The 14,611-nt window shown below is 57.3% G+C and carries 10 protein-coding genes; all 10 read left to right on the top strand.

The annotated features are described in order from the left end of the window. Positions 1–214: 214 nt before the first annotated feature. The 10 genes from PMI17_RS10035 to yegS all read left to right on the top strand — a co-directional run bounded on the left by PMI17_RS10035 (position 215) and on the right by yegS (position 14,503). Complete coding sequence (locus PMI17_RS10035) at positions 215–1,444, top strand: MdtA/MuxA family multidrug efflux RND transporter periplasmic adaptor subunit (RefSeq protein ID WP_036620818.1); 1,230 nt, start codon at positions 215–217, stop codon at positions 1,442–1,444. Beyond that, positions 1,444–4,566: an MdtB/MuxB family multidrug efflux RND transporter permease subunit gene (locus PMI17_RS10040; protein WP_007888966.1), complete on the top strand. Its 3,123-nt coding sequence runs from the start codon at positions 1,444–1,446 to the stop codon at positions 4,564–4,566. Before PMI17_RS10035 ends, PMI17_RS10040 begins: the two co-directional genes overlap by 1 nt. Further along, the gene (mdtC, locus tag PMI17_RS10045) at positions 4,563–7,634 is read left to right on the top strand and encodes a multidrug efflux RND transporter permease subunit MdtC (protein ID WP_007888972.1); all 3,072 of its coding nucleotides are present in this window, start codon (positions 4,563–4,565) and stop codon (positions 7,632–7,634) included. Before PMI17_RS10040 ends, mdtC begins: the two co-directional genes overlap by 4 nt. A 71-nt stretch (positions 7,635–7,705) precedes the next feature. Further along, complete coding sequence (gene vapB, locus PMI17_RS10050) at positions 7,706–7,939, top strand: type II toxin-antitoxin system VapB family antitoxin (RefSeq protein ID WP_007888974.1); 234 nt, start codon at positions 7,706–7,708, stop codon at positions 7,937–7,939. Then, positions 7,939–8,337 (top strand): type II toxin-antitoxin system VapC family toxin, encoded by a 399-nt coding sequence (locus tag PMI17_RS10055; protein ID WP_007888975.1) that lies wholly within the window; start codon positions 7,939–7,941, stop codon positions 8,335–8,337. The genes vapB and PMI17_RS10055 overlap by 1 nt, the downstream gene beginning before the upstream one ends. A 16-nt stretch (positions 8,338–8,353) precedes the next feature. Then, the gene (mdtD, locus tag PMI17_RS10060) at positions 8,354–9,760 is read left to right on the top strand and encodes a multidrug transporter subunit MdtD (protein WP_007888976.1); all 1,407 of its coding nucleotides are present in this window, start codon (positions 8,354–8,356) and stop codon (positions 9,758–9,760) included. Beyond that, the gene (gene baeS, locus PMI17_RS10065) at positions 9,757–11,142 is read left to right on the top strand and encodes a two-component system sensor histidine kinase BaeS (protein WP_007888977.1); all 1,386 of its coding nucleotides are present in this window, start codon (positions 9,757–9,759) and stop codon (positions 11,140–11,142) included. Before mdtD ends, baeS begins: the two co-directional genes overlap by 4 nt. A gap of 9 nt (positions 11,143–11,151) precedes the next feature. Further along, positions 11,152–11,859: a two-component system response regulator BaeR gene (gene baeR, locus PMI17_RS10070; RefSeq protein ID WP_007888978.1), complete on the top strand. Its 708-nt coding sequence runs from the start codon at positions 11,152–11,154 to the stop codon at positions 11,857–11,859. 145 nt (positions 11,860–12,004) lie between these two features. Further along, positions 12,005–13,372, top strand: coding sequence for a tRNA 5-hydroxyuridine modification protein YegQ (yegQ, locus tag PMI17_RS10075; RefSeq protein WP_007888979.1), 1,368 nt, complete (start codon positions 12,005–12,007; stop codon positions 13,370–13,372). A 231-nt stretch (positions 13,373–13,603) separates the two neighbouring features. Then, positions 13,604–14,503: a lipid kinase YegS gene (yegS, locus tag PMI17_RS10080; RefSeq protein ID WP_007888981.1), complete on the top strand. Its 900-nt coding sequence runs from the start codon at positions 13,604–13,606 to the stop codon at positions 14,501–14,503. Positions 14,504–14,611: the final 108 nt, after the last annotated feature.

Raw genomic sequence — 14,611 nt, forward strand, 5'->3', positions numbered from 1 at the left:
GCTTAGCAAAGGAAAAACGCGGCGCTTATGCGTATTCCTGCCAGAATATTTACAGAATATGAATACTTAGCCGTACGGGGGCGATATTCTTATTTCCTTCAATTTTTGTCCGGTCCGGGCGACTACAATCATTCGTTTGCGAAATAGGCGTTCCCCGTCAGGGTATTTGATTTCGCATTTTGGGAAAACGACACGCTGGAGAGCACACACCTTGATTAACCGTCGACTAAAAACAAGCTTGCTGGCCGTAGCCGTCATTGCCGTACTGGCAGGGGGATATTACTGGTGGCAGCATCCAGCGGAACCGACTAAACAGCCGCAGGCCGAAGGTCAGCAGCAGCGTGGACGCGGCGCAGGCGGTGGCGTGGCGCGTCGTCCATTAGCGCCAGTGCAGGCTGCGACAGCCAGCACGCAAAGCGTGCCCTATTATCTCAGCGGCCTCGGTACCGTGACCGCCGCCAACACCGTTACGGTGCGCAGTCGCGTGGATGGGCAACTGATGGCGCTGCACTTCCAGGAGGGACAGCAGGTGGCCGCCGGCGCGCTGCTGGCGGAGATCGATCCGCGTCCCTATCAGGTCGCGTTAACCCAGGCGCAGGGCCAGCTGGCAAAAGACCAGGCCACGCTCGCCAATGCGCGCCGCGATCTCAGCCGCTATGAAAAACTGGCGAAAACCTCGCTGGTATCGCAGCAGGAACTGGATACGCAACGCTCGCTGGTGAGCGAGACGCTCGGTACGCTTAAAGCCGATGAAGGTAACGTTGCCAGTGCCCAACTCAATCTTACCTACAGCCGCATCACTGCGCCGATTGGTGGCCGCGTCGGCTTGAAGCAGGTTGATGTGGGCAACTACATCACCTCCGGCGATACCACCGGTTTAGTGGTCATCACCGAAACGCATCCGATCGATGTGGTGTTCAGCGTGGCGGAAAATAACATCAGCCAAATCCTCAAGGCGCAGAAAAGCGGTCAGCCGCTGATTGTCGAAGCCTGGGATCGCAGCAATAAAACCTTACTGACCACCGGTGCATTATTGAGTCTGGATAACCAGATTGATGCCACCACCGGCACCATCAAGCTCAAAGCACGCTTTAACAATCAAGATGACACGCTGTTCCCGAACCAATTTGTTAATGCGCGTTTGAAAGTGGATACCCTGCAGGATGCGGTGGTGATTCCGACCGCTGCGCTGCAGATGAGCAACGATGGTCATTTCGTTTGGGTGGTGAACAGCGACAACAAAGTGAGCAAAAAACGCGTCACCGCCGGATTACAGGATAGCCAGAAAGTGGTGATCAGCGCGGGTCTTGAAGCCGGCGATCGTGTGGTCACCGACGGCCTGGATCGCCTGACCGAAGGTGCAACGGTCGAGATTGTCGCCCCGCAAAGTGCCGCCACACACAGCACCCGCGCTGCACAGCCAGCTCGTGGAGAGCGTCAATAATGCAGGTGATGCCTCCAGACTCAAGCGGCGGCCCATCGCGCCAGTTTATTCTGCGCCCGGTCGCCACCACGCTATTAATGATCGCCATTCTGTTGGCGGGCGTGCTCGGCTACCGTTTTCTGCCGGTCTCCGCGCTGCCGGAAGTGGATTACCCGACGATTCAAGTGGTGACGCTCTATCCCGGCGCCAGCCCGGATGTCGTCACGTCGTCAATCACCGCGCCGCTGGAACGCCAGTTTGGCCAGATGTCCGGCCTGAAACAGATGGCGTCGCAGAGTTCGGGCGGCGCGTCGGTAGTCACATTGCAGTTCCAGCTGACGCTGCCATTGGACGTCGCCGAACAGGAAGTGCAGGCGGCAATCAACTCTGCCACCAATCTGCTGCCCAGCGATCTGCCTAATCCGCCGGTTTATAGCAAAGTAAACCCAGCCGATCCGCCGATCATGACGCTGGCCGTCACCACCACCAGCATGCCGCTCACGCAGGTGCAGGACATGGTAGAAACCCGCGTGGCGCAGAAAATTTCGCAGGTCTCTGGCGTTGGTTTAGTCACGCTGTCGGGCGGACAACGTCCGGCGGTGCGCGTGAAGATGAACACGCAGGCGCTGGCAGCACTCGGCTTGACCAGCGAATCGGTGCGTACCGCCATTACCAATGGCAACGTCAACTCGGCGAAAGGCAGTCTCGACGGCCCAACGCGCTCGATTACGCTGTCGGCCAACGATCAGATGACCTCAGCGGAAGAGTATCGCCAGCTGATCATCAGCTATAACAACGGCGCGCCGGTGCGGCTGGGCGATGTCGCCACCATTGAGCAAGGAGCCGAGAACAGCTGGCTCGGCGCCTGGGCTAACCGCCAGCCGGCGATTGTACTGAACGTGCAGCGCCAGCCCGGCGCCAACATTATCGCCACCGCCGACAATATCCGCGCCATGTTGCCTGGACTTACCGCCACGCTGCCAAAATCGGTGGATGTGAAACTGCTTACCGACCGCACCACCAACATCCGCGCCTCCGTCAGTGATACGCAGCACGAACTGATGCTGGCGATGGGTTTGGTGGTGATGATCATCTATCTGTTCCTGCGTAACGTGCCGGCGACCATTATTCCTGCGGTCGCCGTACCGCTGTCGCTGGTCGGCACCTTTGCCGCGATGTATTTTCTCGGCTTCTCGATTAACAATCTGACGCTAATGGCGCTGACCATCGCCACCGGTTTTGTCGTCGATGACGCCATCGTGGTAATTGAGAACATCTCACGCTATATCGAAAAAGGCGAAAAGCCGCTAACGGCGGCGCTGAAAGGCGCAGGCGAGATTGGTTTCACCATTATCTCCCTCACCTTCTCGCTGATTGCCGTGCTGATCCCGCTGCTGTTTATGGGCGATGTGATTGGTCGCCTGTTCCGCGAATTCGCCGTGACGCTGGCGGTGGCGATTTTGATCTCCGCCGTGGTGTCGCTGACGCTGACGCCAATGATGTGCGCGCGCATGTTAAGCGCTGAATCGCTGCGGAAGCAGAACCGCTTCTCACGCGCTAGCGAAGCGATGTTTGATCGCATTATTGCCCATTATGGTCGCGGTTTAACGCGCGTGCTGCTGCATCCGTGGATCACGCTGTCAGTGGCGCTCGGCACCTTGCTGATCACCGTGCTGCTGTGGATTGTCATTCCGAAAGGCTTCTTCCCGCAGCAGGATAACAGCATTATTCAGGGCACCCTGCAGGCACCGCAGTCAGTTTCTTACGCCAACATGTCTGAGCGCACGCGCGATGTCGCGTCGATCATCATGAAAGATCCGGCGGTACTGAGCATGACGTCGTTTGTGGGCGTCGATGGCACCAACGCCGCGCTCAACAGCGCCCGCCTGCAAATCAACCTCAAGCCGTTAAATGAGCGCGACGATCGTATCCCGGCGGTGCAACAGCGTCTGCAACAGGCGTTGGCCAAAGTGCCGGGCATCTCGCTGTGGCTGCAACCGGTGCAGGATCTAACCATTGATACCCAGGCGAGCCGCACACCGTACCAATTCACGCTGCAATCGGGCTCGCTGGAGTCGCTGAGTTTGTGGGTGCCGAAACTGCTGGAACAGCTCAACACGCTGCCGCAACTGCGCGACGTCAGCAGTGACTGGCAGGATCAAGGGCTGGAAGCCTTTGTGCGCGTCGATCGCGACAGCGCCAGCCGGTTGGGCATCAGCATGGCCGACGTCGATAACGCGCTGTATAACGCCTTTGGCCAGCGATTGATCTCCACCATTTACACCCAGGCCAACCAGTATCGCGTGGTGCTGGAGCAGAACAACGATGCTACGCCAGGACTGGCGAGCCTCGACGGCATTCGCCTGACCAGCAGCGACGGCGGCAGCGTGCCGCTGAGCGCCATCGCCCAGATTGAGGAGCGTCACGCCGCCTTGAGCATCAATCACCTCGATCAGTTCCCGTCGGCGACCTTCTCGTTTGACGTCGCAGACGGCTATTCGTTGGGCGATGCGGTGAAAGCGGTGAGCGCGGCGGAAGATCAGGTCGGTATGCCCGCGGAAATGATGACGCAGTTCCAGGGCAGCACGCTGGCCTTTGAAGCGGCGTTGTCCAGCACCGTGTGGCTGATCGTGGCCGCCGTGGTGGCGATGTATATCGTGCTCGGCGTGCTGTATGAGAGCTTTATCCATCCCATCACCATTCTTTCAACCTTGCCGACTGCGGGTGTCGGCGCGCTGCTGGCGCTAATGCTGAGCGGCAACGAGCTGGATATCATCGCCATCATTGGCATTATCTTGCTGATCGGTATCGTGAAGAAAAACGCCATCATGATGATCGACTTCGCGCTGGCGGCGGAACGTGAGCAAGGCATGCCGCCGCGCGAGGCGATTTATCAGGCGTGCTTGCTGCGTTTCCGTCCCATCCTGATGACCACATTGGCGGCGCTGCTCGGTGCGCTGCCGCTGATGCTAAGTACCGGCGTCGGCGCGGAACTGCGCCGTCCATTAGGTATTGCGATGGTCGGCGGTTTGGTGGTGAGTCAGGTTTTGACGCTATTCACCACGCCGGTGATCTATCTGCTGTTCGATCGTCTCGCCCACGCCACGCGCCGTCGCTTTAAGCGCTCGGAGGCGCAGCCGTGAAGTTTTTCGCGCTGTTTATCCATCGCCCGGTCGCCACGACGTTGCTGACGCTGGCGATTGCGCTGGCCGGTATTCTTGGCTTCCGCCTGCTGCCGGTGGCGCCGCTGCCGCAACTGGATTTCCCGGTGATTTTGATCTCTGCATCGTTGCCTGGCGCATCCCCGGAAACCATGGCGGCCTCGGTGGCGACGCCGCTGGAGCGTTCACTCGGGCGCATTGCCGGCGTCAGCGAAATGACCTCCACCAGCTCGCTGGGCAGCACGCGCATCATTCTGGTGTTCGATTTCGATCGTGATATCAACGGCGCGGCACGCGATGTACAGGCGGCGATTAACGCGGCACAAAGCCTGTTGCCGACCGGCATGCCCAGCCGCCCCAGCTATCGCAAAGCCAACCCGTCCGATGCGCCGATCATGATTCTGACGCTGACGTCAGACATTTATAATCCCGGTCAACTGTATGATTACGCCTCAACGCAGCTGGCGCAGAAGCTGTCGCAGATTGAAGGCGTGGGCGATGTAACGGTCGGCGGCAGTTCGCTGCCCGCGGTGCGCGTGGAACTCAATCCGCAGGCGCTGTTTAATCAGGGCGTCTCGCTGGATGCGGTGCGCACCGCCATCAGCAACGCCAACCAGCGCCGGCCGCAGGGCGCGATTGACGATGTGCAGCAGCGCTGGCAGCTGCGCACCAACGGTGAATTACAAACTGCCAGCGAGTATCAGCCGCTGGTGGTGCACTACAACAACGGTGCGGCGGTGCGGCTTAGCGATGTCGCTAACGTGCAGGATTCGGTGCAGGACGTGCGCAACGCCGGTATGACCAACGGTAAAGCGGCGGTGCTGCTGGTGGTGCGCAAAGCGCCGGAAGCCAACATCATTGATACCGTCGATCGCATTCGTGGCGAATTGCCGGAACTGCATGACGTGATTCCTGCCGCTATCGACCTGCAAATTGCTCAGGATCGCTCGCCCACCATTCGCGCTTCGCTGCATGAAGTGGAGCAGTCGCTGATCATCGCCGTGGCGCTGGTGATTTTGGTGGTGTTTGCCTTCCTGCGCGACTGGCGCGCCACGCTGATCCCCGCCGCTGCCGTGCCGGTGTCGCTGATTGGCACCTTCGCCGCCATGTATCTGTGCGGGTTCAGCCTGAATAACCTGTCGCTGGTGGCGTTAACCATCGCCACCGGTTTTGTCGTCGATGATGCAATTGTGGTGTTGGAGAATATTGCGCGCCACGTTGAAGCGGGCATGAAGCCGTTACAGGCGGCGCTAACCGGCGTGCGCGAAGTGGGTTTTACCGTGCTGTCGATGAGCCTGTCGCTGATTGCGGTGTTCCTGCCGCTGCTGATGATTGGCGGCATTATTGGCCGCTTCTTCTCGGAGTTTGCCATCACGCTGTCGGTGGCGATTCTCATCTCGCTGTTTATCTCGGTCACGCTGACACCGATGATGTGCGCCTACCTGCTTAAACCGCAGGTCAAGCGCAGCCAGCCCCGCACGCGCGGTTTCGGCAAACTGTTGATGAAAGTGCAAAACGGTTACGCGCGCTCGCTCGGCTGGGTGCTGAATCACGCCATTTGGGTGTTGATGCTACTGCTCGGCACCGTGGCGCTCACCCTCTGGCTGTTTATTTCGATCCCGAAAACCTTTATGCCTGAGCAAGATACCGGCCGCTTACAAGGATTTATTTCGGCGGACCAGAGCATTTCGTTCCAGGCGATGCGCGGCAAGCTGCAGGATTTCATGAACATTATTAAGGCCGATCCGGCGGTGGATAACGTCACCGGCTTTACCGGCGGTTCGCGCACCAACAGCGGCTCGATGTTCGTCTCGCTCAAGCCACTGTCCGAACGTAGCGAAAGCGCGCAGGAAGTGATTGCCCGGCTGCGCGTTAAGCTGGCGAAAGAGCCGGGCGCCAATCTCTATCTCAACGCGGTGCAGGACATTCGTATTGGCGGACGTGAATCCAACGCCAGCTACCAGTACAGTTTGCTGTCGGATAATCTGAATGATTTACGTGAATGGGAGCCGAAGATTCGTCAGGCGTTTGCCGCCCTGCCGGAACTGGCGGACGTTAACTCCGATCAGCAGGACAACGGCAGCGAAATGAATCTGACCTACGATCGTGAAAGCATGGCGCGACTCGGCATTGATGTTTCTGCCGCTAATGCCCTGCTGAATAACGCCTTTGGACAGCGCCAGATTTCTACCATCTACCAACCGCTTAACCAGTACAAAGTGGTGATGGAAGTGGATCCGCGCTACACCCAAGACATCAGCTCGCTCGATCAGATGTTTGTGATTAACAGTGACGGCAAAGCGATTCCGCTCAGCTGGTTTGCTCAGTGGCAACCGGCCAATGCGCCGCTGTCGGTGAATCACGAAGGCTTGTCGGCAGCGTCCACCATTTCGTTCAACCTGCCGGAAGGTGTGTCGCTGTCGCAGGCTTCGGAAGCGATTGATCGTACGATCACGGCGCTTGGCGTGCCAGCCAGCGTGCGCGGCAGTTTTGCCGGTACCGCGCAGGTGTTCCAGCAATCGCAATCCAATCAGCTCTATCTGATGCTGGCGGCGATTGCGGCGGTGTATATCGTGCTGGGCATTCTGTATGAGAGCTACGTCCATCCGCTGACCATTCTCTCTACCCTGCCCTCCGCAGGCGTTGGCGCGCTGCTGGCGCTGGAGCTGTTCAACACGCCGTTCAGCCTGATTGCGCTGATCGGGATTTTGCTGCTGATCGGCATCGTGAAGAAAAACGCCATCATGATGGTCGACTTTGCGCTTGATGCCGAGCGCAACGGCAATCTATCGGCGCGTGACGCAATTTTCCAGGCGTGCCAACTGCGTTTCCGCCCGATTTTGATGACCACTCTCGCCGCCCTGTTTGGTGCATTGCCGCTGGTGCTCACCAGCGGTGACGGCGCGGAGCTGCGACAGCCGCTCGGTATCACCATCGCTGGCGGCCTGGTGATGAGCCAGTTGCTGACGCTCTACACCACGCCGGTGGTGTATTTGATGATGGATAAGCTGCGGCGGCGGAAGAAGACGGTTAATTTAGCCACCGAATGACATGCTACATACCATTGCTATGTAGCATAAAGAGCGTAAACTTTAGCCAGTAAATGACTGAGGAGGTTTATATGTCACAAGGTACTGTATTTACCAGCAACAGGACGCAAAACGTTCGTATTCCTGCAGACGTGCGATTCCCTGATGATGTGAAAAATGTCACCGTCAGAGCCGTTGGTAAAGAACGAATTTTGACGCCAGTAGAAAATGCCTGGGACAGTTTTTTTCTTAACGGTCCAACAGTTAGCGATGATTTTATGGATGAGCGTGCTTCGCAGGAACAATCTGACAGGGAAGCATTTTAATGCACCGTTACATGCTGGATACCAATATTGTTATCTACGTAATCAAACGGCGGCCAATTGAGGTGCTTGAGCGTTTTAACGCCAATGTTGGCCGTATGGTCATTTCGACGATAACACTGGCAGAACTGTTTCACGGTTCAGAAAAAAGCGCATTTCCTGAGCGTAACTTGCGCACCGTAGAAGATTTCGTCTCCCGCCTTGATGTGCTTAATTACGATGCCAAAGCCGCCTTCCACTATGGCGCTATCCGAGCAGAACTGGAGAAAAATGGCACGCCAATTGGACTGAACGATCTTCACATTGCTGCTCATGCCCGAAGTGCCGCCCTCACTTTGGTATCGAACAATCTGCGTGAATTCTCACGTGTAAGTGGACTGATCTGCGAAAATTGGATCTGATATAACAGGTACTTGCATGTCACCTCAAAACGCCACTGTACGCTGGCAGCTGTGGATCGTCGCGTTTGGCTTCTTTATGCAGGCGCTGGACACCACCATCGTTAACACCGCGATTCCGTCGATGGCGCGCGATCTCAACGTCAGCCCGCTGAATATGCATTCGGTAATCGTCTCGTATGTGCTTACCGTGGCGATAACGCTACCGATCAGCGGCTGGCTGGCAGATCGTTTTGGCGTGCGCAATATCTTCTTTTGCGCCATTGTGCTGTTCAGCATCGGCTCGCTGCTGTGCGCCTTCTCCTCAACGCTTGATGAGCTGATCATGGCGCGCGTGGTACAAGGCATTGGTGGCGCGATGATGGTGCCCGTTGGCCGTTTAACGGTGATGAAAATCGTGCCGCGCGAGCAATATATGTCGGCGATGACCTTCGTCACCACGCCAGGGCAAATTGGTCCGCTGCTCGGCCCGGCGCTCGGCGGGATTTTGGTGCAGTACGCCAGCTGGCACTGGATCTTCCTGATTAACATTCCGGTCGGTATTATCGGCGCGATCGCTACGCTGACGCTGATGCCCAATTACACCATGCAGACGCGCCGCTTCGACTTCCTGGGCTTCGCGCTGCTGGCGGTGGGGATGGCGACGCTGACGCTGGCGCTTGACGGCCAGCGCAGCTCTGGCGGTTCGCCGCTGTTGCTCGGCTTACTGATTCTGGTTGGGGTGTTTTCGCTGCTGTTCTATCTGATGCACGGTCGCAACAACGAAAATGCGCTGTTCAGCCTGAAACTGTTTGATAACCGCATCTATTCGATTGGTCTGCTCGGCAGTTTTACCGGGCGTATCGGCAGCGGCATGCTGCCCTTTATGACACCGATTTTCCTGCAGGTCGGCCTCGGCTACAGCCCGTTCCACGCCGGTTTGATGATGATTCCGATGGTGCTCGGCAACATGGGCACCAAACGCGTGGTGGTACGGCTGGTTAATATTTTCGGCTATCGCCATGCGCTGGTCGGAGCAACCATTGCGTTGGCGCTGGTGGTGCTGCTGTTCCCGCTGGTGGCGCTGCTTGGCTGGATCTGGCTGCTGCCGGTGGTGCTACTGCTGCAAGGCATGGTGAACGCCATCCGTTTCTCATCCATGAATACCCTGACGTTAAAAGAGCTGCCGGACGATCTGGCCTCGAGCGGCAACAGTTTGCTCTCAATGATTATGCAGCTGTCGATGAGTATCGGCGTCACCGTGGCCGGCTTGCTGTTGGGCGCCTTCGGCCACGGCGTGATCACCGACAGCGCAGCCGCGCATCAAACCTTCATTTACACCTATCTGTGCATGGCGCTGGTGATTGTGCTGCCGGCGCTGGTGTTTTGGCGAGTACCTAAAGATGTGAGTAAAAACGTTGATCTTAGAGGCAGGAGCAAAGGATGAAGCGGCCGATAAAATGGGGCATTGGTGCCAAGCTGTTTGCGGCGATTTTCTCTACCTGCATGCTGGTCATCATCACCATGCACTGGGGTGTGCGGCTTAGCTTTGAGCATGGCTTCGTCGATTACATCAAAAAAGGCAACGAGCAGCGCCTTACGCTATTAAGCGACGCGCTGGCCGATCAGTATGAGCAGCACGGCAACTGGGATTTTCTGCGCAACAACGACCGCCTGATTTTTTCCATTCTGCGCTCGCTGGAACAGAATCCTGGCAGCGTTAACCAACTGCCTCCGCACGGCTGGCGCACGCAGTTCTGGATTATCGATCAGCAATATAAAGTGCTGTCCGGTCCGCGCCAGCCGGTGCCACCAGAAGGTACTCGCCGCAATATCACCACCAGCAATGGCAAGATTGTCGGCTGGGTGATTGCCTCACCGGCGGAACGCCTGACGCGCAGCACCGATATCAACTTCGACCAGCAACAGCGGCGCACCAGCTGGATGATTGTCGCGCTCACCGGTTTACTCGCGGCGCTGGTCACCTGGCTGCTGGCGCGCGGCCTGCTGGCGCCGGTAAAACGCCTGGTAGATGGCACGCACCATCTGGCGGCGGGTAATTTCGCGACCCGCGTGGAAGTGGGCAGCAGTGATGAACTCGGCCAGCTGGGACGCGACTTCAACCTGCTCGCCAGTTCGCTGGAGAAAAACGAGAGTAACCGCCGCGCCTTTATGGCCGACATCTCCCACGAATTGCGCACGCCGCTGGCGATCCTGCGCGGTGAGCTGGAAGCGATGCAGGATGGCGTGCGCAAACTGACGCCGGAAGCCATCAGCTCCCTGCAAAGCGAAGTGTCGCTGCTGACCAAGCTGGTGGACGATCTGCATCAGCTATCGCTTTCCGACGCGGGTGCCCTCGCCTATCGCAAACAGCCGGTCGATCTGGTCAGTTTGCTGGAAGTGGTGGCGGGCAGTTTTGGTGAACGTTATCGCAGCCGTAATCTGGCTCTCAAGCTGGCGCTACCTGCGCAGGCGCAGAGCTTTGGCGACCCCGATCGTCTGATGCAGTTGTTTACTAACCTGCTGGAGAACAGCCTGCGCTATACCGATGCGGGTGGCGAAGTGCAGCTGACCTTGCAACAGGCCGGCGAAAACTGGCAGCTCAAATTTGCCGATAGCGCGCCGGGTGTCGATCCGCTGCATCAGGCACAATTATTTGAACGTTTTTTCCGCGCCGAAAGCTCACGTAATCGTGCCAGCGGCGGCTCTGGGCTTGGGCTGGCGATTTGTAAAAACATTGCCGAAGCGCATAACGGCAGCATCAGTGCGGATCACTCTGATTTAGGTGGGCTGCAAATCACGCTAAACTTGCCGTATGTTCCTCACTAGACGTCACTTATGAGCCCGGAAAATAGCGATCCACTGATTCTTGTTGTAGAAGATGAACCGAAACTGGCGCAGCTGATGATTGATTATCTGCAGGCGTCCAACTATCGCACGCACCACATTGCCGACGGTAACGCGGTACTGAACTACGTGCAGCAAACCCCGCCGGACCTGATGCTGCTGGATTTGATGCTGCCCGGGCGCGACGGCCTGACGCTGTGCCGCGAAATCCGCCGCTTCTCCGAGCTGCCAATAATTATGGTCACCGCACGCACCGAAGAGATCGATCGCCTGCTGGGGCTGGAAATCGGTGCTGATGACTATATCTGTAAGCCGTTCAGCCCGCGCGAAGTGGTGGCGCGCGTCAAAACCATTTTGCGTCGCGTTAAACGCTCGCCGGAAGAAGCCCAACAGGAATCGCATCTGCAGATCGATGAAAGCCGTTTTCAGGCCAGCTGGCGCGAACAGCAGCTGGAGTTGACGCCCGCTGAGTTTCGTCTGCTAAAAACCCTGGCGCTGGAGCCGGGCAAAGTCTTCTCGCGCGAGCAGCTGCTGAACCATCTCTACGACGATTACCGTGTGGTGACCGACCGCACCATCGATAGCCACATCAAAAATTTGCGCCGCAAGCTGGAAAGCCTCGATGCCGAGCAACCGTTTATTCGCGCGGTATACGGCATGGGTTATCGCTGGGAAGCGGACGTCTGCCGTTTGCTCTAACTAGCAGCGGCTTACATTGATCCAGGTCAATTTACATCGGGTGCGGGCCTGCCTACAATTCCCCACCTTTTGCAGGGCCGTGTAACGCGGCCGCTGCACCTGCCATCCACCATGGCATGCTGACCTGACATCAGTGAGAAAATCCATGTTAAAACCTGAACTGCTTTCTCCAGCGGGCTCGCTGAAGAATATGCGTTATGCCTTTGCCTACGGCGCCGATGCGGTATATGCCGGACAACCGCGCTACAGCCTGCGCGTACGCAATAACGAATTCACCCACGAGATTCTGGCGAAAGGCATCAATGAAGCCCATCAGCTCGGAAAGAAATTCTACGTGGTAGTCAATATCGCCCCACACAACGCCAAACTAAAAACCTTTATTCGCGACCTGACGCCAGTCGTCGCCATGCAGCCGGACGCGCTGATTATGTCCGATCCTGGCCTGATCATGCTGGTGCGCGAAGCCTTCCCGGATATGCCAATTCACTTGTCGGTTCAGGCCAACGCGGTTAACTGGGCGACGGTGAAATTCTGGCAGCAAATGGGGCTGACGCGGGTGATTCTGTCGCGCGAGCTGTCGCTGGATGAGATCGCTGAGATTCGCCAGCAGGTGCCGGAAATGGAGATTGAGATCTTCGTTCACGGTGCGCTGTGCATGGCCTATTCCGGCCGCTGCCTGCTCTCGGGCTACCTTAACAAACGCGATCCCAACCAAGGCACCTGCACCAATGCTTGCCGCTGGGAATATAAAGTGGAAGAAGGTAAACAGGATGAGATTGGCAACATCGTTGGTTTCCATGAACCGGTTAAGGTGCAGGAGCCGACGCTGGGCGTGGGCGCTACCACCGACCGCGTGTTCCTGCTGGAAGAGAAGATGAAACCGGGTGAAGTGATGAGTGCGTTCGAAGACGAACACGGCACCTACATCATGAACTCTAAAGATCTACGCGCGGTGGCACACGTTGAGCGTCTGAGCCAAATGGGTGTGCACTCGCTGAAAATTGAAGGCCGTACTAAATCTTTCTACTACTGCGCGCGCACCGCCCAGGTTTATCGCCGCGCCATTGATGATGCTGCTGCGGGTAAACCGTTTGATCCGGCACTGCTGGAGACGCTGGAAGGACTGGCGCACCGCGGTTACACCGAAGGTTTCCTGCGCCGTCATACGCACGACAGCTATCAAAACTATGAGCAAGGTTTCTCCATCTCCGAGCGCCAGCAGTTTGTTGGAGAATTCACCGGTGAACGCCGCGGCGACTGGGCGCAAATTGCGGTGAAGAACAAGTTTATGCTGGGTGATGCGGTGGAGATCATGACGCCGGAAGGCAACCTCAACTGTACGCTTGAAACCATGCAGAATGATAAAGGATCGGCGGTAGAGGTTGCGCCAGGCGATGGGCATCGCGTGTGGATCCCGGTACCGCAAGCGGTCAATCTGGCCTTTGCCCTGCTGCTGCGTAACTTCACTGATGGCAACACTACTTACGATCCGCACGGGAAAAATCGCACATAAAGAAAAGAAAATGGCGAAGTTAGATTAGGATCACAGACCATCGCTTCGCCTCGCTTTAAAATCGCGCCTGCTGCTAACGAGTAACAATAAAAGCAGGTAGTACCAGGAACCACCTCATTCACCCGCCCGGCTCCCCCGTGCGGGTTTTCTTTTTTTCAGCGCCCGCCGATAAATTTCACTCCCCAGCTATGCTATAACCTGTGCTGTGTATCTCGCATCAAGGAACTGATAATGCAAAACAAACCGCTGACGCTGCTGATCCTTAACGGGAAAGGCGCAGGTAATGAAGATTTGCGTGCTGCGGTGAATACGCTGCGCGATGAAGGCTTTAATCTGGCGGTGCGCGTCACCTGGGAAAAGGGCGACGGCGATCGCTACGTGCAGGAAGCGGTGGCTTTGCAGGCAGAAACCGTGGTGGCCGGCGGCGGCGATGGCACCATTAATGAGATCGCCACCGCGCTCGCGGGACTGCCAGAACAGCAGCGTCCAGCGCTGGGCATTTTACCGCTTGGCACCGCCAATGATTTCGCCACCAGCGTGGGCATTCCAGAAGGTATGGAACCGGCGCTGCGTTTGGCGCTGGTGGGCAAAGCCAGCCCAATTGATTTAGCCTGCGTGAACGGCGATCGCTACTTTATCAACATGGCGACCGGCGGTTTTGGTACGCGCATCACCACCGAAACGCCCGAAAAGTTGAAATCTGCGCTGGGCGGCGTTTCGTACTTTATTCATGGTCTGATGCGGGTTGATGCCCTGAAGCCTGACAGCTGCGAAATCAGCGGACCCGGTTTTAACTGGCAAGGTGATGCGTTAGTGATTGGCATTGGTAACGGACGTCAGGCCGGCGGCGGGCAAAAGCTCTGCCCGGATGCGCTGATCAATGACGGCCAGCTCAATCTCAGCATTGTCACCGCGCAAGAGCTGCTGCCAACCCTATTCCATTCGCTGACGCGCGATGATGAAAACCCCAACATCGTCACGGCGCAGCTGCAGTCTCTGACTATCCGCTCGCCACATGAGATGACGTTTAATCTGGATGGTGAACCGCTGACGGGAAGTGCATTCGAAATTGAAGTGATGCCTGGCGCGCTGAGCTGTCGTTTGCCGCCGCAGTGCCCATTGCTTGCCTGATTGGCTTTCAGGTCGCCATAAATGGCGTAATGCCGATCAGTTAAGCACTGAGCAACTTTCGTTCGCCCTCGGCTGGGGCAGTTTCAGCTATGCCGTGCGGCGACCGAG

Origin of the sequence: Pantoea sp. GM01 (assembly GCF_000282675.1) — a bacterium.
In the GTDB taxonomy this organism is placed as follows: domain Bacteria; phylum Pseudomonadota; class Gammaproteobacteria; order Enterobacterales; family Enterobacteriaceae; genus Pantoea; species Pantoea nemavictus.

What these genes read in the sequence shown, in the direction of transcription:
- PMI17_RS10040 (WP_007888966.1), top strand. Translation starts at nt 1,444, where the DNA reads ATGCAGGTGATGCCTCCAGACTCAAGCGGCGGCCCATCGCGCCAGTTT.
- vapB (WP_007888974.1), top strand. Translation starts at nt 7,706, where the DNA reads ATGTCACAAGGTACTGTATTTACCAGCAACAGGACGCAAAACGTTCGT.
- PMI17_RS10055 (WP_007888975.1), top strand. Translation starts at nt 7,939, where the DNA reads ATGCACCGTTACATGCTGGATACCAATATTGTTATCTACGTAATCAAA.
- mdtD (WP_007888976.1), top strand. Translation starts at nt 8,354, where the DNA reads ATGTCACCTCAAAACGCCACTGTACGCTGGCAGCTGTGGATCGTCGCG.
- baeS (WP_007888977.1), top strand. Translation starts at nt 9,757, where the DNA reads ATGAAGCGGCCGATAAAATGGGGCATTGGTGCCAAGCTGTTTGCGGCG.
- baeR (WP_007888978.1), top strand. Translation starts at nt 11,152, where the DNA reads ATGAGCCCGGAAAATAGCGATCCACTGATTCTTGTTGTAGAAGATGAA.
- yegQ (WP_007888979.1), top strand. Translation starts at nt 12,005, where the DNA reads ATGTTAAAACCTGAACTGCTTTCTCCAGCGGGCTCGCTGAAGAATATG.
- yegS (WP_007888981.1), top strand. Translation starts at nt 13,604, where the DNA reads ATGCAAAACAAACCGCTGACGCTGCTGATCCTTAACGGGAAAGGCGCA.